Origin of the sequence: Burkholderia sp. GbtcB21 (assembly GCF_019091065.1) — a bacterium.
Classification (GTDB): domain Bacteria; phylum Pseudomonadota; class Gammaproteobacteria; order Burkholderiales; family Burkholderiaceae; genus Burkholderia; species Burkholderia pyrrocinia_C.
On record NZ_JAGXKA010000014.1, the window covers coordinates 1 to 25,858 of the forward strand.

Consider the following 25,858-nt stretch of genomic DNA (forward strand, 5'->3'; position numbering starts at 1 on the left):
AACGAGTTCGCCCATGTCAACAGGTCGAGATATCCTGCCGTGTCGGTCGTAACCGACAGCGTTCCGCGAAGCTTGCCTGTGTCGCTGCTCACAGCCCCGACATGCGTATCCAGATGCGTGTCAACCCCCAGAATCACTTCGTTTTGTTCCATGCGTGTATCCGTTGTAGTGGGCGCATCGCCAACCCCACTCGCAGGACAGGACACTCATGGTGCAGTACAAAGCTCCTATCAGGTCACAGACGGTGAGCCCGGCAACGCTCGGGGAACGCCGGAACCCGATCGACAGGTCAACGCCAGGGCAGCTCGGCCAATCCCAACACGGGTCAGATCGGTCCGACGTTCGAGGCGTATTCTGAACTGAGTATCCCAACAATTTCCCTTGCGACTCATCGAGCAACGCATGCCGTAGGCGGCCAGCCTCCGCTGGAACTCGTGGCTTGCATACTGGCTGCCGCGGTCCGAATGGCACAGCGCGCCGGTGGCGGGACGGCGGCGAAACCATGCCATCGTCAGCGCGTCCGTCGCGAGATCCGCCGTCATACGCGGTTTGATCGACCAACCCACCACTTCTCGGTTGAACAGATCGAGCACCACGGCCAGGTACAGCCAACCCTCGTCGGTCCAGATGTACGTGATGTCCGAACTGAACACCTGATTGGGCTCGGCGGGCGTGAACTCGCGGTTCAACAGATTCGGTGCAACCGGCAGCTTGTGCTTCGAATCCGTCGTCACGCGATAGCGGCGCTTGTGCAGGGCCCGGATGCCGTTTTCGCGCATCAGTCGTTCCACTCGTGCCTTGCTGGCCGGGTAGCCTCGATCACGAACTTCGTGGGTTATGCGTGGCGAGCCGTATGCTCCCTTGACCTCGGCATGCACCGTGCGGATCAACGTCAGCAATTGCGTGTCCGTCAGTCGCGTTCGTCCCGGTGTTCCGCCGCGCTTCCATGCGCGATAGCCGTTCATGCTGACCGACATCACGCAACACAGCGACGACAGCGGATACTGCCCGACCTGCCGGTCGATCCAGGCATACCTCACAGCAGGTCCTTCGCGAAGTATGCTGCCGCTTTTTTTGCGATCTCAAGCTCCATCTGCAGGCGCTTGTTCTCCGCTCGCAGACGAGACAGTTCCATCTGCTCCGGCGTGACCGGCTTTGCTCCGGCGCCGTTGAGCTTGCCCGACGCCTCGGCCTTCATCCAATTGCGAAGTGTCTGCTCTGAAATGCCCAGCTCACGGGCCACCACGGCCACTCCCTGGCCATCCTTGACACGCTGAACGGCGGCCAGCTTGAACTCCGCCGTGTACACCTGTTTCGGTACCTTGAACATGCCTGATTCCCTTCCTTTCCGTCGAGTTTATACACGACCTCATGGAAGGCGAAATTTCAGGGGAAGCTCATAGTAGGAGTAAGCAGGCCTTCGCCTGCCACCTTGTCGTCGGCGGCCGCACGCTCCCACTGCCCCGGCACTGTTTGCCAAGCTGTGGCGGCTTGTAAGGAGGCTCCTGGACGTAACGGAACCCGCGTGGCCAACTTTTGGGGCACCTTGCCGGGAATTCACTCGGAGTCCCTTTGCCAGCAAGGCATTGCGGCCGATATTTGATCGCCGCCGAGCCAAATATGGGTAGGATCGTGGGTAGGGGGCCATCCGCAAATGAGGGAGTCTTACCTGGCGGGTCTGTGCGAGCGGTGGTTGTAGTCTGCTGCCTTCCGCCACATGGTCTTTCCGGGCTATTCCGACCTCTTCCGTTGATGTCCTCTAGGTCGCTGATTTTAAAGCGGTTTATGGGTAACGACGTGCTTGCGGCTACCGCTGGCGTCCCGCGCAATTTCCTCACGAAGTATGGGGAGCGATGTGGGTTTGTGGGTAGGGAGGGCGACATGGCTGGACGACAGTTGCATCGGCTCAGCGCACTGCGGGTCGCGAAAGAGGTGACGCCGGATCATTACGCGGATGGCGGCGGTCTCTATATGCAGATCGAGGACAGCGGTGCACGTTCATGGGCGTTCCGGTTCAATGTGACTAATACTGATCCGTTGCTCCAGCAGTTTCGCGATCGGCTAGCCTCAGTCTTTATGAAACCGTCTCTAAGCCCGGCCTCGCGTCGGGGGCAGGAGCAGGGGCACGGACCGGGGCAGGACCCGCTAGCGGAACGCCCGCATCTGCCCCGTCATCATCTGCAGCATCTTGTTGGCGGCCACCGAGAGCTTGCGACCTACGCGCGTGACCATATGCGCCTCGGCGTTCTCGAGGATCGGATGCGCGATCTCGATCGCGAACAGCTCCTTGGCCTGTAGCTCGGCCGCCACTGCGAAGGCCGGCATCACCGAGATGCCGAGTCCCGATTTCACGAACTCCTTCAGGATCGCGAAGGAATTGGTGGTGACGATCGGCGCGAGCCGCACGCGCTCGGCGTATTCCACAGCCTCCATCATCTGCCGCGTGCCGTAGGACGGGTGGGTGGCCGCCAGCGGGTAGGTGGCGAGTTGCTGCACCGTCAGCACCTTGTGGCTGCGGCGCGGGAAGTCGGGGCCGACGATCGCCATCATCGGCTGCCGCTTCGAGGCGCGCGACACCAGCTTGGGCTCGGCGGGCGGGTTGTAGACCAGGCCGATCTCGCCCTCGTCGTTCGAGATCTTGCGGATCACGTCGTTGGTGCTGCCCACGTCGAGGTTGACGCGGATCCCGGGGAACTGCCGGCAGAACTGCTGCATCGGCCCGGCCAGTAGGTCGGAGACGAAGCCCTCGCCGAGCACCAGGCTGACCTGGCCGGTCTTGAGCCCGCGCAACTCCTGCAGGCGCGAGATCAGGTCGTCGCGGTGCGCGAGCTGCTCGCGGAAATACTCGATCACGCAGCGTCCCGCCTCGGTGGGCGTCACGCCGCGTGCGTGGCGCTCCACCAGGGTGGCGTCGAGCTCCTTCTCCAGCAGCCCGATCTGGCGGCTCACGGCCGAGGGCGCCACGTCGAGCCAGTCAGCCGCGGCGCGGATCGTGCCGCAGCGCACGGCCTCGTAGAAATAGACGATCCGGCTGTCGGTAAGGGTATCGCTCATGATCCTGGTGTTCTAAAAAAGAGAACAATATCAATATTGGCGTTGATTGATTATACGGGTCGCCGGACCGAACATCGTGGCTATGCAAGGCGGGCCGACGCTGGCGCGCCGGCCTCGAACCAACAGTTATCAGGAGTCGTCGGATGAAAACGGTGGGCGTGATCGGTTTGGGCAACATGGGGCGCGGCATGGCCGGTTCGCTGCGGCGCGGCGACTACACGGTGCTCGGCTACGACGCGGCGCCCGGCGTGGCGCTCGCGCTGGCCGGGCAGGCGGTGCTGTCGGCGCGCGATTCGGTGGCCCAGATCGCGCGCGACGCCGACGTGCTGCTGCTGTCGCTGCCGACCTCGGCGGTGGTCGAGGCGGTGGTGCTGGGTGCGGGCGGCGTGCTCGAGAACGCCAGGCCGGGCAGCATCGTGATCGACACCACCACGGCCGATCCGGACAGCACGCGGCGCGTGGCGGCGGCCCTGGCCGAGCGCGGCATCGGCTTCGTCGACGGCCCGGTGAGCGGCGGCCCGAAGGGTGCGGCCACCGCCACCATGACCATGGTGCTGGGCGGCTCGGACAGCGATATCGCGGCCATCGAGCCGATCCTCGCGGTGATCAGCGCCAAGCGCGTGCATGTGGGCCCGGTGGGCGCCGGCCACGTCACCAAGCTGCTCAACAATCTGCTGACCGGCGTACACCTGCTGGCCGCCAGCGAGGCGGTGCGCACCGCGCGCGCGGCCGGCGTCGATCCGGAAAAGCTGGTCGAGGCGCTCAACGGCGGCTCTGGCCGCAACAGCGCGACGCTGACCAACTACCCGACCTGGATCTTCAACGGCAAGTTCGATTCCGGCTTCACCATGAAGCTGATGCGCAAGGACGTGCGGCTCGCGCTGGGCCTGCTCGACCAGTTCGACAGCGTCGCGCCGGTGGCGCGCCAGGCTGCGCGCGTGTGGGCCGCCAGCGAGGTATTCGTCGCCGACGGCGAGGACTTCAACCGCATCGTCGACTTCCTCGACCCTGCCTGAGGCCGGGCAGCCCGCGCCACGATCCCGCTCGACCCGTATACGGAAACCTGACATGACCCAGCACGCAGACCAGTTGCTCGCCGCCTTCGCGCATTTCTTCCCCGGTGCCGCCACGATCGGCTCGTATATCGACGGCGAACTCGTCGCCGGCCAGGGCGACACGATCCAGCTTTACGATGCGGCGACGGGCGAGGCCACGCTCGCCTATCGCGACGCCGGCGCAGCCGTGATCGACCATGCTGCCGAAAGCGCGCGCCGCGCGCAGTGCGAATGGTGGGCGCTCACGCATGCCGCACGCGGCCGCGTGATGCAGGAGGTGGCGCGTGCGATCCGCGCCGAGGCCGAGGCGATCGCGCGGCTGGAGGCGCTGGGCTCGGGCAAGCCGATCCGCGACTGCCGGGGCGAGGTGGCCAAGGTCGCCGAGATGTTCGAGTACTACGCGGGCTGGACCGACAAGTTCTACGGCAGCGTGATCCCGGTGCCGACCTCGCACCTCAACTACACGCGCCGAGAGCCGGCCGGCGTGGTGCTGCAGATCACGCCCTGGAACGCGCCGGTGTTCACCTGCGGCTGGCAGGTGGCGCCCGCGGTGGCGATGGGCAACGGCGTGCTGCTCAAGCCCTCGGAGCTGACGCCCTTCACGTCGCTGGCGGTCGCCCGGCTCGGCGAGCGGGCCGGGTTGCCGCGCGGCCTGGTCAACGTGCTGGCCGGCTTCGGTCACACTACCGGGCAGGCCGCGATCGCGCATCGCGTGGTGAGCAAGGTGGTGTTCGTCGGCTCGCCGGCCACCGGCGCGCGCATCGCCGAGGCCGCCGCGCGCCGCGTGCTGCCCTGCGTGCTGGAGCTGGGCGGCAAGTCGGCCAATATCGTGTTCGCCGATGCCGACCTCAAGCGCGCCGCGCTGACCGCCCAGGCGGCGATCTTCGCCGGCGCGGGCCAGAGCTGCGTGGCCGGCTCGCGCCTGCTGGTGCAGCGCGCCGTCTATGACGAATTCGTCGCGATGGTGGCTGCCGGGGCGAAGAAGATCCGTGTCGGCGCGCCGCTCGACGATGCGACCGAGGTGGGCCCGATCAACAATCGCAAGCAGTACGACCACGTGATGTCGATGATTGCGCGCGGCGTGGCGGCGGGCGCCACGCTCGCCTGCGGCTCGGCCGAGGCCGTCGGGGAGGGCCGCGGCGGCTACTTCGTGGCGCCCACCGTGCTGGCCGGCGTGTCGAACGCGATGGAGGTGGCGCGCACCGAGATCTTCGGGCCGGTGGTGGCCGCCATCCCGTTCGACACCGAGGAGGAGGCGATCGCGATCGCCAACGACACCGACTTCGGCCTGGCCGGCGCGGCCTGGACCACCGACGTGGCGCGCGCGCATCGCGTGGCCGCGCAGGTGAATGCCGGCACCTTCTGGGTCAACGGCTACAAGACCATCAACGTGGCCTCTCCGTTCGGCGGCTACGGCATGAGCGGCTACGGCCGCTCGAGCGGGGTCGAGGCGCTGTACGAATACACGCAGACCAAGAGCGTGTGGGTCGAGACGGCTGAAGCGCCGCCCACCGCGTTCGGTTATTTGTAACACCGCCCGCATTCGACGGCAGCCGGGCTTCAAGGGGAGATTCGTCATGGAACACGCACTGGGTATCGAGCGCCGCGAGCTTGGCGGCGCGGCCACCGCCAAGGTCCTGCTTTACGCGGCCGGCATCCTGCTGGTCGCCGAATGGATCGGCTCGTTCACGTTCAAGCTCGGACCGGGCAAGGTCGTGCTGCTGCCGATGATCTGGGCGCTGTTGCTCGGCGCCGCGGTGGGGCTGGCCAGCGCGCGCTGGAACAGCAGCGCGCGCCTGAGCGTGCCCGACCAGTTCTTCGCGGCCGCGATCCTGCAGCCGGCGCTGCTGTTGTTCGTCTCCAAGCTCGGGCTGATGGTGGGCAGCGCGCTGCCCAAGCTGGCTTCGGCGGGCTGGGCGCTGGCCTTCCAGGAATTCGGCCACTTCGTCGGCACCATCCTGCTCGGCCTGCCGCTCGCGTTGCTGCTCGGCATCAAGCGCGAGGCGATCGGCGCGACCTTCTCGGTGGGGCGCGAGCCGAGCCTGGCGATCATCGGCGAGAAGTACGGCATGGATTCGGCCGAGGGCCGCGGCGTGCTGGCCGAGTACCTGACCGGCACCGTGTTCGGTGCGGTGTTCATCGCCGTGTTCGCGGGTTTCGTGAGCAGCCTCGGCATCTTCGATCCGCTCGCGCTGGCGATGGGATCTGGCGTCGGCTCGGGCAGCATGATGGCGGCTGCCTCGGGCGCGATCGCCGCGCAGCAGGACCCGGAGACGGCGAAATCGGTGCTTGCCTTCGCCGCGGCCAGCAACCTGATCACCACCACCATCGGCACTTACTTCACGCTGTTCATCTCGCTGCCGCTCGCGGTCTGGGGCTATCGCGTGCTGGAGCCGCTGATCGGCCGCACCACCAAGGCGTCGGCACAGCCCGAGGCGGCCAGCCCGTCGCTGGGCGAAGTGCGGACCGAGGCGCCCGCGCTCGGCTACGGCGGCAAGCTGCTGGCCTGGATCGTGACGGCCGCGATGGCGCTGGTGTGCGACTGGATCGCCCACGGCACCACACCGCTGGCGGGACTGCCGGGAATCGCGATCATGGTGTGCGCGACGATCGTCGGCGATGCGCTGGCGCGCGTGACGGGGCGGCGGATTCCGGCGGTCTGCTGGGTATCGGTGGTGGCGATGTTCCTGACCTCGCCGTGGTGCCCGTGGGCTTCGCAGATCGCCGCGCTCAGCTCGCACAATGATTTCCTCGGGGTGACCACGCCGATGCTGGTATTTGCGGGGCTGTCGATCGCCAAGGACATCCCGGCCTTCCGCCGGCTCGGCTGGCGCATCGTGCTGGTGTCCTTCGTGGCCAATGCCGGAACCTTCATCGGCGCGACCCTGGTGGCGCAGCTGTTCCATATCTGATGCCTCCCGGCACGGCGGTGGGCGGCATGGACCGGCCCACCGCCGTGCCGCGACGACCGACAAAAGCGTTCCCATCCGCATGAAATTGATCGATTCCATCGTCGCGCACGCCGACGAACTGACGGCGATACGCCGCGATATCCATGCCCATCCGGAGGTGGGCTACGACGTGTTCCGCACCGCGGAGCTCGTCGCCGAGCGGCTCGAGCAATGGGGTTATGCCGTCACGCGCGGCGTCGGCCGCACCGGTGTGGTCGGCACCTTGAAGCGCGGCAGTAGCGCGCGCGCGATCGGCCTGCGCGCCGACATGGATGCGCTGCCCGTACAGGAGGCCAACACCTTCGCGCATCGTTCGACGGTGCCCGGCGCGATGCATGCCTGCGGCCACGACGGGCACACCACCATGCTGCTGGGGGCCGCGCGCCATCTGGCGCGGCATGGCGAGTTCGACGGCACCGTGCAGCTGTTCTTCCAGCCGGCCGAGGAGGCGGGCGGCGGCGCGCGCGCGATGATCGAGGACGGCCTGTTTGAGCGTTTCCCGGTGGATGCCGTGTTCGGGCTGCACAACTGGCCCGGCATCGCGGCCGGCGATTTCGCGGTGCGGCCGGGGCCGCTGATGGCCTCGACCAGCCTGTTCCGGATCAACCTGCGCGGTGCCGGCTGCCACGCGGCCATGCCGCACCTGGGCCGCGATCCGGTGTTCGCGGCGGGACAGGTGCTGAGCGCCTTGCAGGCGATCGTCACGCGCAACCGGAATCCGATCGACGGCGCGGTGCTGTCGGTCACGCAGGTGCATGCGGGCGAGGCGATGAACGTGGTGCCGACCGATGCCTGGCTCGGCGGCACGGTGCGGACCTTCTCCGATGCGACGCTCGACCTGATCGAGACGCGCATGCGTGCGGTGGTGGCCGCGACGGCCGCGGCCTTCGATTGCGAGAGCGAGGTGGATTTCCAGCGCCAGTATCCGGCTACCGTGAACGACGCCGAGCAGACAGCGGTGGCGGTGGCGGTGATGCGCGAGCTGGTGGGCGAGGCGCATGTGAACGCGGCCGCCGATCCGACCATGGCGGCGGAGGATTTCTCGTTCATGCTGCGCGAGAAGCCGGGTTGTTATGCGTTCCTCGGGAATGGGGCGGGCGATCATCGCGTGCATGGGCATGGCGGCGGGCCTTGCCTGCTGCATAACGCCAGTTACGACTTCAACGATGCGTTGCTGCCGGTGGGGGCGAGCTATTTCGTGAGGTTGGTGGAGCGGGTTTTGGCGCGATAGGGAAGCGGTGCCGACTTTTCGGGGCCGATCGTGATGAACGAGCGCCGCCGGGGTGATCTCGGTATGGGTGGCGCTCGTTGGTAAACGTTAATTCGACCCGAGCGGATCAGTGCATCGCATGGCAGCTCGTCGTCTCGAAATTTGGGAGACGATACGCTTTCATGTGGCCGCTTCCCAGCGTTTTTAACGGCGTCTTTCAACATCTGCGGAATCGCTCGGAATCGCGATGCGTCGACTGCGGCTGGCGGCCGGGCATCGGCGCATTGGCGCCCCGCACTCAGGTGTCGACCAGCCGGTGCATCGGCGGCGCAGCCGCCGCGTCGGCCGCGCCTGGCTCGCGCGTGATCGCGAAGAGCAGCGCATCGGCGGCGGCCAGCCCCTGGTTGGGGCGCGGTTCCCAGTTCGTGAGCCGGCCTTCGAACCGGAAGCCGAGCCGCGTGAGCGTGCCGGCGGCGGCGCCTTCCGGCGCGCAATACGCGTGAATGCGGCACAGGGCAGGCCGTGCCAGCAGCCAGCGCAGGAGCTTGAGCAGCGCGGCGAGACACGCCCGCCGGCGCCGGTGACCGTCGAGCCGGCTGATCACGACGCCGATCTCCGCGCGCGGCGGCTCGGGCCGCAATTCGATCGCGGCGAGCAGCGTGCCGCTGGCGGCGTCCTCGAGCGCCCACGTATAGCGGCATCCGGCGTGCCAGGCCGCGTCGCAACCGACGATGAACGCCTGCGTTTCGGCGACGTTCGCATGGGTGCGCATCGGCAGCCACGCCGTCACGCCGGGATCGCCGAGCAGGACCGCGAACAGGGCCGGCGCATCGTCCGCGCGAAACGGGCGCAGCCGCACGGCGCCGGCCTCGATGACGCGCGGAACCGCGAAGCGGGGCGCGGCGGCGTCCGGCATGGACGGGCATGTGGCGCACATGTGCGTCAGCGCGCGAGCGTTTCCGACGGCGCTTCGTTGAACAGCTGACGATAGCCGTTCAGCAGCGTCGAGCGATGCTGGACGCCCCAGCGGTTCGCGATGCGCAGCACGCTCGACGTGTGCGCGTCGTCCTCGAGCAGGTCGTGGCGGATATGTTCCATGCGCCGCGTGCGGATCAACTGGCTCGGCGTATAGCCGAGATTGGCCTTGAATGCGGCCTGCAACGCACGTTCCGTGACGCCGATATGGCTGGCCACTTCGCGTACCGACAGATCCGGCCGCTCGAGGTGCTCGACGAGGTAACGATAGGCGCGCCGGTATTTGCCGGGCAGCCGCGCGCTGATGTCGTCGGCGGCGGGCTGCGCGCGTTCGGCGGCCACCGCCGGCACGGCGGCGCTGTCGGCGCGCACGTGGCGCAGCGACTGCAGCGCATAGCGCGCGTACATCTGCGCGTAGTCCTGCAGGCGGCCCTGTTGCTGGCGCAGTTTCGACTGGCAATAGAGCAGCTCGTTGTACCAGTGTGCATGCTGGTTGCCCTGGAACGCGCGTTCGCCGAACACGTGGAGCGTGGTTTCGGCAACGTGCGTGAGGCGCCCCGCGAGCGCGGCCAGCGTGACTTCGAGCCGCAATTCGCGATGGTATTCCGCGAGCCCGGCACCCTGGCTCCAGCGCAGATGCGTTTCGATGCGGGTGAGCGAGGATTCGGCGCCGCCCGCGAGCGCCCGCAGGTGATTCAGATAATCCGCGTGGCGTGACAGGACGCCGATCGGCGGCGTGGCGTCGGGTTGCGCGGGCAACGTCTCGTCGAATGCCTTCGAGCGCGTTTCGAGTGCCGCCGAATGCCAGTAGATGTGATCGGCCAACTGGGCACTCGAACGCAGCTTGTACTGATCGACGATGTCGCGGTTCAGCATGTAGGCGACGCGCGCCCAGCGCGCATCCTGCGCGCAGGCCGCCTGTCCGTGCAACGCGGTAAGCAGCGCATGCACGCCGTCCAGCCGGCCGAGCCTGAACAGCACCAGCACCGAGCCGACGAGGCTTTCGAGCCGCTGGCCGGCGCTGGCGTCTTCGTCGTCGCTCACGCGCTGGAAGCATTTGAGCGCCGTCCCGAGATGGTTCTGGAACAGGGCCTGCCAGCCGGCGTTGCGCGACAGTGCGGCGCGGGCCGTCCGGTGCTCGCCGCGAACGGCCTTCTGCGCATGCCGGTATGCGTCCTCGGCTTCTTCGTACTGCCCGAGCACCAGCAGCACGTCGGCGTACGTCTGCAGGCTCGCATAGTCGGCCGGCACGCCCGGCACGGCCGGCTCGGCGCGCGTCGCCGCGGCAACCGACGCCTCGCGGAACTGGCCGTTCAACATCATGGTGAACAGCGGCGATTCGGCGTCGACCGACGCGAGGGTCGACGCCACGGCGAAGTAGATCGATGAGGACATGAGACGCTCCCGTGATGGATGACACGAACGTGTCGGTGAGCGCATCGTGGCACCGTCGCTTCGCCGCGGCCGGCATTTGTGACGTTCTGTTACTTTCGACGGCCCGTGTGTCCGCGCCGCTCAGGCGCGGCCGCGTCGTACACCCGCAGCGAGCGGTAGCCGCGGAACGCCCCTTCCTGCAGACGCGAGTGCGCGCCGGGTTCGAGCATGAGGCCGGGCATGCGGGCGAGCAGCGTTTCGAATACGACGGCCAGCTGCATGCGTGCGAGCGCGGCGCCCAGGCATCCGTGCGAACCGGCACCGAATACGAGGCCGCCGTGCGCACGATCGAGACGGATGTCGCCCGGCCCGGCGAATTCGTCGGGATCGCGGTTCGCGGCGGCGGCGACCACGGCGACGACATCGCCTTTCGCCATGCGGAGCCCGTCGAGTTCGACGTCGGCGCGCGCGAAGCGAATCATCACGTGCACGGCCGGTTCGACCCGCATCAGTTCGCGAAGCGCGAGCGGCACGCGCCGCGGCTCCTGCACGAGCGCTTGCCACAGATCGCGGCGCGCCAGCGCCTGCGCGAACGTGTTGCCCAGCGACAGCATGGTCGTGCCGTAGCCCGCGATGAACGTCAGCAGCACATTGGCGAGCAACTGGCGGCGCGCGAGCGCCGGGCGCGTGCCGCCGGCCTGCAGCACGGCGCACACGGTATCGAGATGCACGTCCAGCTCGTCGACGAAACGCCGTGTCTGTGCGACGGCCAGCGCGTGGTCCGCAGGCCCGATCGGCATCGCGCTGATCAGCCGGATCGGCCCCATCGACTGAGCCTGCAGGCGCGGCGCGTGCACGGGGTCGATGCCCAGCAGTCGGCATGCCGCGAGCGCCGGCAGGCGCTGCGCGATGTGCTCGACGAGGTCGAAGCGCCGCGGATCGGGAATCTGCTCGAGCAGCGCGTCGAGGTCGCTGGCGAGGTGCGTGCGCAGCGCCGCCAGGCGCGGCTTCGCGAACAGCGGTGCGAACGTCTTGCGCATGCGTTCGTGCATCGAATCGTCGGCAAACAGCATCGTGTCGAGCAGGCCGGCTTCGTCGCGCACGACGTCGCATTCGACCAGCGGCGAACGGGTCGTCAGCGCCGGGTGGTCGAGCACGGCGCACGCGAGCCGATAGCGGCCGACCATCCAGGTGCCGCTGACGTCTCGATAGGCGCCGGGCAGTGCAGGCATCGCGTCGTAGAACGCGTCGCGATCGTCGGTGGCGTCCGTCAGCAGCTCGAAAAGCGTCTTGTGCGGCAGGGTTTCGTCGAACATGGGCATCATGATGAGGTGGGTTTGGTCAACGACGCGTCAGCGAAACGAGCGCGTCGCCCCATTTCTCGAAGATCTGCGCGATCGACTGCACGACGCTGATGATGGTCCTCGCCATCATCGCCATCACGCTGGCCCCGCCTTCGATGACGTTTTCCCATGGCCGGAGCCGCGAGGTCCAGCGGTTGTCGGGCGCGTTCATGCCGGGGCGGCGCGGCTGCCCGGGGCGCTGCATGCCCGGCGTGAAATCGTTCTGAAACGACGGATCCTGCCAGTTGCTCGACGCATCGTACGTGGCGCGATCAGTGAACGCGGACGTGCCGGCACGGGTATCGCGATCACTCGGGTCGAACGTTGTCGAAGGGGTGACCGGCCGCGACGGGAACGGCGTGCGCCGCGGGTCCGTGCGGAAAGCGTCGTCGTCCGACAGCAGCGGGACGCGGCCGTCATCGGATGCCGGTGCGTGGCGGTCGAGCGGCGTGCGCCGCTCATGCAAGGACGAGATCGGACTGACGGAGCGCGGCGGCATTGGCATCCACGATTCGCCCACCTGGGACCGGCCGTCCTCGGACGGTAACTGCGCATAGTGCGCATGGTCGTCGTTTGCCGTCGGCCCGTGACGCGACGGCATCGCACCGACCGGCCGGCGTCCCGGCGGTGCCGACGTGAACGGGGCAGGCGCACCGGGCAGGGGCGACACACCTTCCGCCAATCGAGACGATTCGGGATGCGACACCCACGCCGGAGGCAAATCTTCGCCGTGAATCGATCGGTGGACGTTCGCCCTCCACTGCGCAATTCGCGACTCGCTGGCGGACCTCGGCCGCAGCGCGTGGAATCGCTCGCGGTCCAGCCGCGACGACGCGACGCGGCCGTCATCGCTTCCGGCGTCATGCGCGAGCGCATCGTGCCCGAACTCGTCGGGATGAAGGTTCGAGGCGCGTTCCTCGGTTCTCGGCATGGCGGTCTCCAGACGATCCAGGTGGCCGGCCGAGCGGCGTCGGCGCGGGGGGATGAACGTTTTATACCGGGCCGCCGCGGCCGCGCGGCGCGGCGCGCGAAGCCCCTCGCGCGAGCGCGAAGCAGATGCATCGGCCGCTTTCGCACGCGTCGATGCGTGCCGAAGCGAACGGCGTCAATCCGAAGCGCGGCACCCGCAGCCGCCGATCGACGCTCGACGCGCCCCGCGATACGTCGCTAAGTTTCGCTTCGACGCGGTCGCTGACCGCCATTCCCGATCTTCTCGAGGTCGACCATGAACCAACGTCATTCGGCGCCGCCACGGCAGCGCCGCTGGGTACCGCGCGTCGCGTTGTGCGTGTGGCTCGCCTGCGCCGGCACGGCCGCGCACGCCGATTGTTTCGAATCGGCCGCCGCGTATCACGGTGTCAACCCGATGATCCTGCGGGCCATCGCGAACGTCGAGTCGCGCGGCAATCCGCAGGCGATCCACCGCAACAAGAACGGTACGACCGACATCGGCGAGTTGCAGATCAATTCGATTCATCTGCGCGAGCTGGCCGCCTTCGGCATTCGCGCCAAGGATCTGCTCGACGAATGCGTGAACGTCTACGTGGCCGCGTGGCATCTGCGCAAGCAGATTGCCGCCTACGGCAATACCTGGGACGCGGTCGGCGCCTATCATTCGCGCAGCCCGCGCCTGCGGGACGAGTACGCACGGCTCGTCAAGGCGACGCTCGTGAAGTGGGGGGCGATGTCGATCGACGGTGCGGCGCAATGAACGCGCGGGCGAGCGGCATGCACGACGCGCGGCACGGCATCGCCGTCGTGCCCGGCCAGCGCGCGGTCACCGTATGGCTGACCGGCCTGAGCGGCGCGGGCAAATCGACGCTGTCCGTGCACCTGTGCGCCGCGCTGTCGGCGCGTGGCGTGGTCGCCGCGACGCTCGACGGCGACGTGCTGCGCGGCGGCGCGAGCCGCGATCTCGGTTTCACCCCGTCGGATCGTACGGAAAACGTGCGACGCGCGGCCGAATTCGCGCGCCTGCTCAACGATCAGGGACTCGTCGTCATTGCGGCGCTCATCACGCCGTATCGACGCGAACGCGCGCTCGCCCGCGCGATCGTCGGCGCATCGCGTTTCGTCGAAGTATTCGTCAGCACGCCGCTCGCGGTTTGCGAAGCCCGCGATCCGAAAGGGCTGTACCGGCTCGCGCGGGCCGGCGGGCTCGACGGCCTGACCGGCGTCGGATCGCCGTACGAACGCCCGACTTCGCCGGCGATGGTCGTCGACACCGGCGGCCGCACGCCGGCGCAGTGCACCGACGACCTGCTGCGCCGCCTGGTACCGATGATCGTCCGTGCACCGCGACCCGTGCGGTAGCGGCGCATCCGCCTGTTCCTTCACGACCCGATGCCTTCATGACCCAACTGCTATTGAGCTTCTGCTACGCCAAGCCGTCCGGACACGTGCTCGCGCGCTTCGATGTCGATGCCGACACGTTCGAATGGATCGATCTGGGCGATGTCGCCGCGCAGGTCGTCGGCGCGACCGGGCTGTGCCGCGTCGATGCGAGCTACTACGCGGCGCTGCAGATTCGCGTGCCCGGCACGGTCGGCACGCTGCTGGCCGAAATCGATGCGTCGGCGCGCATCCGGCGCGTGGCGCGGCTTGCGCCGGTGCTGGATGCGCATTCGCTGCTGGCGTGGGATGGCGAACTGCTCGTCGTGAGCAGCGGCACCAACCAGGTGTTCGCGATCGACTGGCCGCGCGACGGCGCGCTGCACCTGCGCGTGTTCTTCGAGATCGAGCCGGGCGTGGATACGCTGCACATGAATTCGCTACAGGCATTCGGCGGACACGTCTATCTGTCGATGTTCGGCTGCAAGCCCGGCGCGTCGTGGCGAGACGCCTGCGACGGGCAGATCCTCGATCTCACCGATGCGGGCCGCGTCGTCAGGCGCGGGCTGCGCCATCCGCACTCGCTGTTCATCGATCGCGGGACCTTGCTGTGCGTGTCGTCGCGCGACGGCAGCCTCGTGCATGTCGCGGGCGCGCCGCGCGGTGCCGACCGGCCGCTCGACGGGTATGTGCGCGGCGCGCTGGCGCATGCCGGGCGATTGTTCGTCGGCACCAGCATGGCGCGCACGCGCAGCAAGAGCCGGAGCGTGGCGTGGCCGGCCGCCGCCGCGCCGGCGCCGCGGGAAGCGGGCACCGGCTGCGGGTTGCACGTGATCGAAGGCGGGCGCCGCGCGCCGCGCTGGATCGACCTGAGCCCGTTCGGCGCCGAACTGTACGACATCGTCGCGTGGGACGGCGAGCCCGTGCGCGGCGCGCGCGCGGACGCGATGGCGAGCCGCCTGCGCGCGGTCAACGCGGAATTCGGCGAGCTGATCGTCGAGTTGTACCGCACGCGCAGGCACCACGGCATCGTGGGCGACATGGTGCGGGCGATGATCGACGCGGGTGTCGACCCCGGCTTCGCGCGCGACGCGCTGTCGACCCTCGCCAACGACGTGCCCGCGCTTCCCGAATGGAGCTATCTGCATGCGCGCCTGCTGCTGGCGAGCGGCGGCGACGCGAACCGGCGCGCGGCGCTGCCGTTCCTGATGAGCGCGCTCGAAGGCGGCTACGACACCTTCGACGTGCTGAGCCGGCTGGCGGAGATCTATGACGCGCTCGGCGATGCGGTCAATGCCGCCGCGCATGCGCAGCGCGCCCTCGCGACGGCGCCGGCCACGCTCGATACACCGCTGCGGGACGGGTTGCATACGATCGCGCGCCGGCCCGGCCGCTGAACGCACGGGCCGGCGCGGCGGCGCTTCGCGCGTCGCGCGACGGCTTCGCGCAAGCGGGGTGGCCGGCCGCGACGAATCCTATTCTCGTATCGGGAACGACGCCGTGCCGTGGATGCCGGCCACGCCTGGTCGCCGGCGCGCGAGCGCCTCCCCGTGGCGCGTGCGGCATTCGCCTCGTCGACTGAAAACCGATCTATCAGGATACCTATGGAACCCTCCACGATTGCGCAACACGAAGCGACCGGTGAACTGCCCGAGGAAACCGAACGTACTCGGGAGGATGCGACGACGTCCCGGCCGGAGTCGACGTCGATGGCCCATCACTCGGCGAGGTTGCCGGCCGCGCGCACCGGCCCGGCCGCCGCTTCCGGCCACGAACCCGTCACGACCCTGCGCCTGCGGCGCATGCCGGTGCCGCGCGACATCGATGCCGAAGTCGGGCGCGCGACATGCGAACACAGGCTGGCGGCGCTCGGCGGCTCGGGCGTACCGGCCGGGCATGTCAGGATCGCGGCCACGACCGCACACGTGCTGTACGGCAAGCACGCCGACCGCATGCCCGACGACGTGCTGCGAAGCCTGCTCGAACGCGCGCCGCTGTACGAACGGCATGGCGTGACGGACGAGAAGGCGCTGCGCGGCTTCCTGAAGATGTCCATCGCGGAGATGGCGGCCCCGCTCGTCGGGCGTTCGGGTTACCTCGTCGCACTGTCGCTTGCCGGCACATACGTGGGCAAGCACGTGCCGTCGCCGGCCACCGGTTTGCCGATCGGTGCGACGGTCATGTTCACGACGACCAACACGACCGGTGCGCGCGAAGGCCTCGAGGCGCACTACATCCCGCCGCTGGAGACGACCGGATTGCCGCCTTCCGTGCAGCGCCGCTACAACCGGTATGCGGAAGAAGCCTTGCCGCCGGGCATGCGGGCCGAGATGGAGCGTCAACTGGTGCGCGCGACGGTTACGATCGTGCCCGTATTGCATGCGATGCATACGGGCGGTTCGCTCGACCAGCAACTGACGGTATTGAACGACGTGTATGCCGACGCTGCGACGTTCTTTGGCGCGGAGACGCTCGAAAGCGCGCTGAGCGCCGTGGGCGGCGCGGTGAAGTCGGCGCTCGGCCGGTTGCGGCAATCGGGCGATGCGATGCGGGAAAAAGGCATCGAGGTGCCGACGCATGGCGAACTGATCGCGCATCAACCGCTCGACCGGCTCGAAGCGAGACTCGCGAACCACAACAAGAGCCTGCTCGAATCGGGCAGCGACGCCGCGCGCGCCATGGGGCAGGGCATCAAGACGCTCTGGACGGAAAGGTTCGTCCGACTGGCGGGCGTGCCGGCGCATGCGGGCTTCGTCATCGCGATCGCGCTCGTGCTGACCTCGCACCTGATCGAACAGGATCCCGACAACGCCAATCTGCCGAAAGGCCGGATCTCGCCGCGTTCGGCGCTGGCGGTGCCCGGTGCGCTGATGATCATGGAGTTCCTTGCGACCGAGGCGTTCGGCACGCTGATCCAGACCTGCGACGCGCTGATATCGAGAAGGCCCGCGCTGGCCCATGACGAGGACGACGTGTCGTCGCGCATCGAGGAAGTCGACGAACACAGCGGCAGCGAACACGGCAGTGAGCCGGTCGTATCGGGTGCGTTGCCCGCGCCGGCGTCGTCGTCGCCCGCCGACGTGTCGCGAGCACTGCCGCCGGCGGAGTCGCCGCGGCGAACGTCGACGGGCGACGCGTCCTGACGTCGCCGTCGTCGCCCGGAGCATCGCGGCCCGAGCGTCGCGGTGTGCCGGGACCCCCGATTCGGGCCGTCACGCATCCGGCACGGCCCGTTTCACCCCATCGTTGTCTCAATCCCCTTCTGCAACCCGAAAGGAAACGTCGAAATGGAATCGGTCAATCCTCACGTTCACACCTCCGACAGCGCGGAACACGCGACGCTCGAGCGTCCGGCATCGCCGTCGTCGCCCGTCGGCCCGTCGAGTTCGACGCTGCCCGAAGTCACGGGCGTGACGCGCCGCAGTGCGATCCCGACGCAGGGCAGCCCGCGTGCGTCGACCACCGAACTCGAGGCCGCCACCAAGCGTTCGCGTGTCGACACGCCCAGTGGCTGGCCGTCGAGCCGCGTGGATACGGCGGCCTTCAGCTTGGGCGCCGAATCGTCCAAGAACAGGGCGCGGCCGACACGCGAACAGCTGTCGTCCCAAGGGCGCGACATCCCGCCGCTCACACCGCAGTCGCTCGGCCACTACTTCTCGCAGGCGGCGGGCAAATGGCCGTCCGCAGACAATCGCGCCAAGCTGCTGGAAGCGATGACGACCAACCTGACCACGCTCTCGACCTTGACGTCGGCGCCGGAGGTCAAGCAGATGCGCCGCGAACTGACGCTGCACTGGCACGCACTGTCCGAGCGCGAGAAAAGCGACGTGCTCGACACGGTCGGCGCCGGGAACAAGCGGCTCGCCGGCAAGCCGAACGTCGCGACGTGGCTCGAACACACGGCGGCCCACATGCCGACCGCGGATGCGGAGCGCCTGCTGGCCGCCTGCGGCGCGCCGGCGCGCACGGCCCTGGAAGAGTCGTTCGGGCGGACGGCCACCGACGAAACGCATCGCGGCACGGTCCGCGCACGCGATGCCGACATGCGCATGACGTTGCCGCTCGATCACATGTACGACTACAAGGGCTTCTACTGGGACAACGGCCGCAAGGTCGGAACCCTGCCGAAGGACGTCGCGGAAAAGCTCCGGGTGTGCGTGATCGGCGCGGGCCCGGCGGGGATCATGGCGGCCGACAGCCTGAACCGCATCGGCGTGACGTCGACGGTGCTCGAGGCGGAAGATCACATCGGCGGCCGCCTCGCGACGCATCGTCGCCAGCTCGAAGACGGCACCCAGAGCCCGACGGCCACGCACCCCGGCGGCATGCGTTTTCACACGACGCACGGCAACTTCTACTGGAGCTTCGCGGAACACTACGAACTCAGGCATATCGATTTCACGAACCCGAGCCAGGTCGGTGCGCTGCTGCTGCTCGAGGACAGCGTGCGCAAGGTGGAGCCGGGCAAGGAGCCGGCCAACCCGGTGTCGAGGCAGGTGAGATCGGACTTCCTCAAGGCGATGGGATCGCTAACGCAGCCGATACGCGACGCGCGGGACGCGGGCGATACGGCGAAATTTCGCGAGTTGTGCGAGGCCGCGAAGAACCGGTTCGATCCGTTCACGTTCAAGGAGGGCGTCGAGCATCTGCTGAAGGAAAACGGCATTCACTGGGACGACAAGCACTGGGAAACCTTCGGCGCGGACGGCATCGGCGTCGGCGGCTACAAGGGCTACTTCAACACGGGCTTTCTGGAGGAAATGCGTTTCCTCGTCGACGAACGGCTCGAAAACCACCAATTGCTGGTGGACGGCGCAGACGAGCCTCTCAAGCGCGTGATCGCGGACACCGACGGGCTGCCGCCCGGCCGCAAGTCGCTCGCGGATCAGGGTGCGATCCGGTTGAATGCGCCGGCCACGGACGTCGAAAAGACGACCAACGAAAAGACCGGCAAGGATGAATACCGCGTGTCGTGGCAGGAAAACGGCGAAACGAAGAGCGAAACGTACGACGAAGTCTTTTTCGCGGCGAGCCCGAAGATTGCGACGCAACTGGGCCTGACGAAGCAGGGCGAGGGCAGCCTCGTCCCGGCGGAACTCGCCGTGGCGCTGGACAGCGTCAACATCGTCGGCGCGACCAAGATGACGATGACCGTGCCGGCCGACGAGTTCCATCCGGAGGAATTGCCGAAGAACCTGCAGTCCACCGCGGAGTTCCAGCAACTGTATCTGCACGCCCCCCCGAAGGAAGGCGCCAACGCGGTGATCTACCTGAGCTACACGCTCGGCGACAACGCGAAGAAGGTCGAGGGCAAGACGAAGAAAGAGCAGATCGAGAACCTGCTCGGCACGCTGCGTGAATCGGCGAAGCGCGCCGAACCCGAGGACGGCCGGAAGCTGCTCAATCTCGCGAACCTGATCGACAAGCACTGGGAAGCGCGCAGTCATTACACGCACTGGACCGAGGTGCCGACCCAGGGCGGCGCATTCAAGATGGACGCGCCGAACGATCTCGACAATACGCGCACGCTGTACGCCAACACGCTGAAGTCGAGCGGGCTGCATTTCATCAACGAGAAGGTGACGGCCGAGGCCGGCTTCGCGAGCGGTCCGCTCGCGGCGGCGATCAACGCGGTGCAGAGCATGGTGAAGCACCGCGGCGGCACGTTGCCCAAGAACCCGCCGCTGGATCAGCAGATCCTGTAGTCGCGCCGGGGCGGCCGCGACGGGCCGGCAGACGTCGCGGCCGCACGCGAAAAGTGCGTCGAAAAGCGGGGTGGCATGAATCCGCAACGACGACGGAGGAATCGCTTGACACGTCCAAAATGGCTTCATATATTCGGCCGGACTGAGGCGCCATGCTCGACGGCGCCTCCGCGGCAATGTTGCCGCGCCACATATGGACGGCTACGAAGCCCCCGAACTTGCGTCGCACGACGCCGGTCCGGGGGCTTTTTGTTTTTCGGGAGAAACGACAGATGGCGGAATACGGCCCTGCGAAAGCGGATGCGGCGCACGCGCGTGCATTCGTGATCGCCTGCGTGCAGATGGAGCCTCGGATCGGCGCGGCGCAGTACAACCTCGCAGTTGCGCTCGAGCGGATCGAGACAGCCGCACGCAACGGCGCGGCGCTGATCGTGCTGCCCGAGCTGGCCAACAGCGGCTACGTGTTCGAGGATCGCGACGAGGCGCTGGCGCTCGCGGAGCCCGTGCCCGATGGCCCGACCGCGCGGGCGTTCGAAGCGATCGCGCGGCGGCTGAATGTCCACATCGTGAGCGGCATCGCCGAACGCGATGGCGCGCGGCTCTACAACTCGGCGCTGTTCGTGGGGCCCGGCGGGTATCTCGGCGTGTACCGGAAACTGCACCTGTGGGACAACGAAAAGCGCTTTTTCGAGCCGGGCGACCGCGGTGTGCCGGTGTTCGACACGCCGCTCGGACGCATTGCGATGGCGATCTGCTACGACGTGTGGTTTCCGGAGACGTTTCGACTGGCCGCGATGCAGGGCGCCGATCTCGTCTGCGTGCCGACCAACTGGGTGCCGATGCCGTCGCAGCCCGACGACCGTCCGGGCATGGCGACCACGTTGACGATGGCCGCCGCGCACAGCAACGGTGTCGCGATCGCGTGCGCGGATCGGGTCGGCATCGAGCGCGGCCAGCCGTTCATCGGCCAGAGCCTGATCGTCGGCGGCGATGGCTGGCCGGTCGCAGGCCCGGCCAGCGTCGATCGCGAGGAGATCGTCTACGGGACGATCGACGTGGCCCGCACGCGTGCCGGACGCGCGCTGAATGCGCGCAACCACGTGTTGCGCGACCGGCGCGCGGATATCTACGACCCGATGCTCGGCACCGGCTGGCCGGTGTCGCCGCCATGACCGCGGCGCCCGTTCCCCGTGCCTCACCTGGCGTCATTCACCCCCGATGCGCCGCGACTCACCACCACTACAAGGAAGCATCATGAGGTCGTTGAACAAGACAATCGCCGCCGCCTTCATCGTCGCGGCATCGATGGCCGCATCGGCGGCCGAGCCCATCCGGATCGGCGTCGCGGTCGGGCTGTCGGGCGCCAACAGCGTCGTCGCGCCGGCCGTCGTGCAGTCGTCGCAACTGGCCGTGGCCGAGATCAACGCGGCGGGCGGCATTCTCGGGCGTCCGGTCGAACTCGTGATCGCCGACGACGGCTCAGGCGCGGTGGGCGCGCAGAAGGCGTACGACACGCTGGTGTTCCAGAAGAACGTCGACGCGATCATCTCGATGGAAACGAGCGCCGCACGCAACGCGGCCCTGCCGATCGTCGCACGCGGCAAGAAGCCGTTCATCTACACGTCGTTCTACGAAGGCCGCTCGTGCAGCCCGTGGATGTACGTGAACGGCTGGGTGCCCGAACAGGTGGTCGCGCCGATCGTCGATTACTTCAACAAGCGCCGCGGCGCGAAGACGTTCTACCTGGTCGGCAACGACTACGCGTTCGGCCGCGGCATGCTCGACTTCACGAAGCAGTACATCGAACAGCACGGCGGGAAGGTGATCGGCGAGACCTACCTGCCGATCGACGGCACCGACTGGACGCCGGTGCTCTCGAAGATCCGCGCGGCGAAACCCGATGCGCTGATCAGCGCCACGGCGGGTGGCGCGCCGAACGTCGCGCTCGCGAAGCAGCTCAAGAGCTCGGGCCTCACGCTGCCGTACGGCAACCTCGCGATCGACGAAGGCACGGCCAAGGGCATGGGCGACGTCGCGACCGGCGTGTTCATGACGGCGTCCTACCTCACCGGCATCGATTCGCCGCAGAACCGCAAGTTCATCGCGGCGCTCGACGGCAAGTTCGGCAAGGACGTGAAGACGCCGAACGAGTTGTCCGAGCCGCAGTACGAAGCGTTCTTCCTTTACAAGGCGGCGGTCGAGAAGGCCGGGTCGACCGATTCGTCGAAGGTCGTGAAAGCGCTCGGCGAGGTGTCGTTCGACGGGCCGCGCGGGACGGTTGCGATGAACCGCAGCCGTCACGTGCCGCTCGCGATGCGCCTCGGGCAGATTCAGCCGGACGGCTCGGTGAAGGTGCTGCAGACGTTCACCGACGTCGACCCCGGCATGCAGTGCCCGAAGCTCAAGTAGGGCGCATCGCGGCGCACACGGGTTCGCCGGCGGCGAACCGGACCTGAACCGGGAGAGAGACATGGGACTGGCATTGGACATCTGTACGACGGCGGCCGTGCTGTTCATCGTGACCGTCGGCCTGATGGTGATCTTCGGCGTGATGCAGATCGTGAACTTCGCGCATGGCGCGCTGCTCACGCTGGGCGCCTACGCGAGCTTCGTCGTGACGCGGCTGGGCCTCGATCCGTGGGTGAGCGTGCCGCTTGCGATCGCGGTGGGTACGGTGGTCGGCATGGCGGTCGAATGGATCATCGTCCGGCCGTTGTACAAACGGCCGCTCGACGCGATTCTGGCCACCTGGGGGCTCGGCATCGTGATCGGGCAAATCATCGTGATGGTGTTCGGCCGTGAAGTGCAGTTCGTCGAAACCTCGATGAAGGGCGCGGTGTCGATCGCGGGCACGGAATACTCGGCCTACCGGCTGGTGCTGGTGCCGATCGCGCTCGGGCTCTGCGCGGGATTGACGCTGCTGCTGTCGGGCACGCGCTTCGGCGTGAAGACGCGGGCGGTCATCATGAACGAAGACCTCGCACGCGGGCTCGGGATTCATTCGGGCCGCATCCGCTTCATCACGTTCGCCCTCGGCGCGGCGCTCGGCTCGCTCGCCGGCGCGCTGATCACGCCGCTGTCGAGCGTCGATCCCGACATGGGCGTCGGGTGGATCGTCAGCGCGTTCATGCTGGTGATGGTCTCGGGGCATTCGATGGCGAGCCTGCTCGTCACGTGCGTCGTGTTCGGCGCATGCCAGGTGCTCGTCAGCACGTTCGTCAGCCCGGTGCTGGGCGGCCTGACGATCGCGGTGCTCGCGGCACTGACGCTGCGCATCCGTCCGCGGGGGTTCGCTCATGGCTAAGGTCGACGCCTCGTTCGAGCCGCATCACGCCGATTCGGCGGCGCAGGCCGCGCGTGCGCCGCGTGCGCAGGCGTGGCGAGATCTCGCGATCATGGTCGCCGTGGCGGCCGCGCTGCTGGTCGCCGGTCCGTTCGTGTTCGGTTCGTATTTGCTGAACGTCCTGATCCAGGCGTTTTTCTTTTCGATCGTCGTGGTGACGGTCGACCTGTTGTGGGGCTATACCGGCTACCTGACCTTCGGCCAGTCGGCGTTCTTCGGCATCGGCGCATACGCGGCCGGGCTCGTGTTCACGCATGGCGGTTTTTCGGTACCGCACGCGATGCTCGCGATCGGCGCGGCGCTCGCCGCGACGGCGGCCGTCGCCGCGGTGCTCGGCTGGCTGTCGTTCTATCGCGGCGCGTCGCCGTTCTTCGCGACCGTGATGTCGCTGGTGCTGCCGATCGTGCTGACGCAGTCGCTGCTGTCGGGCGGCGAATGGACCGGCTCGAGCTCCGGGCTGACCGGCTTCGAGACCTTCGACCTGTCGCTCGCGCAGTGGTACGGGATCGCCGGTGCGGCGCTGCTGGCCGTCGCGGTGCTGGCCTGGGTGTTCGTGCGCAGCGACGGCGGCCGCCTGCTGGTCGCGATCCGCGACAACGAGGCGCGCTGCGCGTATCTCGGCATCAATACGTCGGTCGTCAAGATCGTGCTGCTGATCGCGACCGCGATGATCGCCGGGCTGGCCGGGTTCGGCTACGGCGCGTTCAGCGGCGTGGTCGCGCCCGAGCTGTCCGGTTTCCTGCTCGGGACGCAACTCGTCGTGTGGGTCGCGCTCGGGGGGCGCGGCACGTTGTGGGGGCCCGTGCTCGGTTCGCTGCTGATCAACGTCGCGACGGCCTACCTGAGCGGGAGCATGCCGTTCGCATGGCAGTTGATTCTCGGCGCCGCGTTCGTCGTCGTGATCGTGCTGCTGCCGAAGGGCCTCGTGCCGCTGCTCGCGAGGCCGGTGCGCCGCTTCATCGCGAGCGGGCGGCCGTTGCCGGTGCTCGTGGAGCGGCCGGTACGCGCACGCGAAGCCACGGCCTGCGCCTTGCCCGCCCTCGACATGCGCGCGGTCGAGCGGCATTTCGGCAGTCTCAAGGTATTGCAGGGCATCGACCTGCAGGCGACCGGCGGCGAGCTCGTCGGCCTGATCGGCCCGAACGGCGCGGGCAAGACGACGCTGATGCGCTGCATGAGCGACGGCGCCGAGCGCTCGTCGGGCGCGGTCGCGCTCGGCGGCACGGAGATCGGCCGGATGCCGCCGGAGCGCTGCGTGCGGCTCGGCCTCGGCCGGAAGTTCCAGAACGCCAACGTGTTCGACAGCCTCACCGTGGCCGAATGCCTGCGCATCGCCGGCACCATCGTCGAGCGACCGTCTCTGATGCGTTCCGCGACGACGCTCGCGCTGCCGCCGTACGCGCTGGAGGTGATCCGGGCGACGCGCCTCGACCGCAAGCTCGACGCCGTCGCGAAGGATCTGTCGCACGGCGAGCAGCAGGCGCTCGAACTGGCGATGGTGCTCGCGCTGGAGCCGCGCATCGTGCTGCTCGACGAGCCGACGGCGGGACTGACCAAGGTCGAGCGCACGCAGATCGGCAACGTGCTCGCGGCGCTCGCGCACCGGTACGGGCTGTGCTGCCTGCTCGTCGAGCACGACCTGGATTTTGTCGCGGAAGTCGCGACCCGCATCGTCGTGCTGCATCAAGGCAGGATCGTGATGCAGGGCAGCTTCGCCGACGTGGTGGCGTCGGAACTGGTCCGGACCATTTATTCCGGCAGCGCGCAGGGCGGCGCCGCGGCCGCGCAACAGGAGGCACCATGAGCGGGATTGCGCTCGACGTGAACGCGGTCACGAGCGGCTATCGCGATGCGATCGTGCTGCGTGGCCTGACGATGCGCGTCGCCGCCGGCGAGGCGGTGGCGCTGCTCGGCAAGAACGGCATGGGCAAGACGACGCTGCTGAAGACCATCATGGGCTACCTGCCCAAGACGGGCGGCTCGATCCATGCGCACGGCGCGGACATCACGCGGCTGCCGCCGCACCGGATCGCGCGTGCGGGGATCGCCTATGCGCCGCAGGAGCACGCGCTGTTCCACGACCTGAGCGTGCGCGACAACCTGCGGCTCGGGCTGGCGCAGGCGTCGACGTTCGACGAACGTTTCGCCGAGATCGAACCGGTGTTTCCGGTATTCGCGAGCCGGCTGAAGCAGTATGCGGGGACGCTGTCCGGCGGCGAGCAGAAAATGCTGCTGGTGGCGCGCGCGCTGATGATGCGACCGTCGACGATCCTGCTCGACGAAATCACCGAGGGCCTGCAGCCGTCGGTGATCGACCGGCTCGCCGACGTATTGCTGTGGGAGCGCGAGCGCCGCGGCACGACCTTGCTGCTGATCGAGCAGAACGTGCCGTTCGCGCTGAAGGTCGCCGATCGCTATGCGGTGCTGAAGCAGGGCGCGCTGATCGACGACGGCGATGCGAAGGCGCCGTCGGCTGCCGCGTCGGTCTTCGCGCACCTGCAGGTCTAGCCGGGAGGA

The 25,858-nt window shown here is 68.1% G+C and carries 18 protein-coding genes and 2 pseudogenes; 14 read left to right on the forward strand and 6 right to left on the reverse strand.

Features of this window, described 5'->3' with window-relative positions:
- Positions 1-365 precede the first annotated feature (365 nt).
- Positions 366-1,330: pseudogene (locus KVT39_RS26630) on the reverse strand (IS3 family transposase); the annotation flags it as partial.
- Between the two features lie 815 nt (positions 1,331-2,145).
- Positions 2,146-3,054: a LysR family transcriptional regulator gene (locus KVT39_RS26635; RefSeq protein WP_105390816.1), complete on the reverse strand. Its 909-nt coding sequence runs from the start codon at positions 3,052-3,054 to the stop codon at positions 2,146-2,148.
- A gap of 122 nt (positions 3,055-3,176) precedes the next feature.
- On the opposite strand from KVT39_RS26635, the pseudogene KVT39_RS26640 reads away from it, so the two are divergent.
- The 4 genes and pseudogenes from KVT39_RS26640 to KVT39_RS26655 form a co-directional block, all read left to right on the forward strand.
- Positions 3,177-4,070: pseudogene (locus KVT39_RS26640) on the forward strand (NAD(P)-dependent oxidoreductase); the annotation flags it as partial.
- A gap of 52 nt (positions 4,071-4,122) precedes the next feature.
- Positions 4,123-5,640, forward strand: coding sequence for an aldehyde dehydrogenase (locus KVT39_RS26645; protein ID WP_217590590.1), 1,518 nt, complete (start codon positions 4,123-4,125; stop codon positions 5,638-5,640).
- 46 nt (positions 5,641-5,686) lie between these two features.
- Positions 5,687-7,021 (forward strand): DUF3100 domain-containing protein, encoded by a 1,335-nt coding sequence (locus KVT39_RS26650; RefSeq protein ID WP_034179959.1) that lies wholly within the window; start codon positions 5,687-5,689, stop codon positions 7,019-7,021.
- Between the two features lie 79 nt (positions 7,022-7,100).
- Positions 7,101-8,291, forward strand: a complete 1,191-nt coding sequence (locus KVT39_RS26655) for a M20 aminoacylase family protein (protein WP_175748650.1) — start codon at positions 7,101-7,103, stop codon at positions 8,289-8,291.
- Between the two features lie 277 nt (positions 8,292-8,568).
- On the opposite strand, the gene KVT39_RS26660 is transcribed toward KVT39_RS26655, so the two are convergent.
- The 4 genes from KVT39_RS26660 to KVT39_RS26675 all read right to left on the reverse strand — a co-directional run bounded on the left by KVT39_RS26660 (position 8,569) and on the right by KVT39_RS26675 (position 12,893).
- Positions 8,569-9,186, reverse strand: coding sequence for a GNAT family N-acetyltransferase (locus tag KVT39_RS26660; RefSeq protein ID WP_217590591.1), 618 nt, complete (start codon positions 9,184-9,186; stop codon positions 8,569-8,571).
- A gap of 26 nt (positions 9,187-9,212) precedes the next feature.
- A complete protein-coding gene (locus KVT39_RS26665; protein WP_217590592.1) occupies positions 9,213-10,640 on the reverse strand; it encodes a helix-turn-helix transcriptional regulator in 1,428 nt (475 codons plus the stop codon).
- An 89-nt stretch (positions 10,641-10,729) separates the two neighbouring features.
- A complete protein-coding gene (locus KVT39_RS26670) occupies positions 10,730-11,935 on the reverse strand; it encodes a cytochrome P450 (protein WP_217590593.1) in 1,206 nt (401 codons plus the stop codon).
- Positions 11,936-11,960: 25 nt separating this feature from the next.
- Complete coding sequence (locus tag KVT39_RS26675; protein WP_034179955.1) at positions 11,961-12,893, reverse strand: hypothetical protein; 933 nt, start codon at positions 12,891-12,893, stop codon at positions 11,961-11,963.
- Between the two features lie 294 nt (positions 12,894-13,187).
- On the opposite strand from KVT39_RS26675, the gene KVT39_RS26680 reads away from it, so the two are divergent.
- From KVT39_RS26680 to KVT39_RS26725, 10 genes are all read left to right on the forward strand, one after another.
- Complete coding sequence (locus tag KVT39_RS26680; protein WP_034179953.1) at positions 13,188-13,673, forward strand: lytic transglycosylase domain-containing protein; 486 nt, start codon at positions 13,188-13,190, stop codon at positions 13,671-13,673.
- On the forward strand, positions 13,670-14,275 hold the full coding sequence (gene cysC / locus KVT39_RS26685) for an adenylyl-sulfate kinase (protein WP_217590594.1): 606 nt from the start codon (positions 13,670-13,672) through the stop codon (positions 14,273-14,275). Before KVT39_RS26680 ends, cysC begins: the two co-directional genes overlap by 4 nt.
- 38 nt (positions 14,276-14,313) lie before the next feature.
- A complete protein-coding gene (locus tag KVT39_RS26690) occupies positions 14,314-15,690 on the forward strand; it encodes a DUF4915 domain-containing protein (protein WP_175748646.1) in 1,377 nt (458 codons plus the stop codon).
- 108 nt (positions 15,691-15,798) lie between these two features.
- A complete protein-coding gene (locus tag KVT39_RS26695; protein ID WP_161785052.1) occupies positions 15,799-17,436 on the forward strand; it encodes a hypothetical protein in 1,638 nt (545 codons plus the stop codon).
- Between the two features lie 144 nt (positions 17,437-17,580).
- Positions 17,581-19,998 (forward strand): NAD(P)/FAD-dependent oxidoreductase, encoded by a 2,418-nt coding sequence (locus KVT39_RS26700; protein ID WP_217590595.1) that lies wholly within the window; start codon positions 17,581-17,583, stop codon positions 19,996-19,998.
- 272 nt (positions 19,999-20,270) lie between these two features.
- On the forward strand, positions 20,271-21,170 hold the full coding sequence (locus KVT39_RS26705) for a nitrilase family protein (RefSeq protein ID WP_034179949.1): 900 nt from the start codon (positions 20,271-20,273) through the stop codon (positions 21,168-21,170).
- A gap of 82 nt (positions 21,171-21,252) precedes the next feature.
- Positions 21,253-22,407 (forward strand): substrate-binding protein, encoded by a 1,155-nt coding sequence (locus KVT39_RS26710; RefSeq protein ID WP_034179948.1) that lies wholly within the window; start codon positions 21,253-21,255, stop codon positions 22,405-22,407.
- Between the two features lie 61 nt (positions 22,408-22,468).
- On the forward strand, positions 22,469-23,302 hold the full coding sequence (locus tag KVT39_RS26715; protein ID WP_105390827.1) for a branched-chain amino acid ABC transporter permease: 834 nt from the start codon (positions 22,469-22,471) through the stop codon (positions 23,300-23,302).
- Entirely contained in the window at positions 23,295-25,145 is a 1,851-nt protein-coding gene (locus KVT39_RS26720; RefSeq protein ID WP_217590596.1) for an ATP-binding cassette domain-containing protein, read from the forward strand. Before KVT39_RS26715 ends, KVT39_RS26720 begins: the two co-directional genes overlap by 8 nt.
- Positions 25,142-25,849 (forward strand): ABC transporter ATP-binding protein, encoded by a 708-nt coding sequence (locus tag KVT39_RS26725; protein WP_034179945.1) that lies wholly within the window; start codon positions 25,142-25,144, stop codon positions 25,847-25,849. Before KVT39_RS26720 ends, KVT39_RS26725 begins: the two co-directional genes overlap by 4 nt.
- The last annotated feature ends 9 nt before the right edge of the window (positions 25,850-25,858 follow it).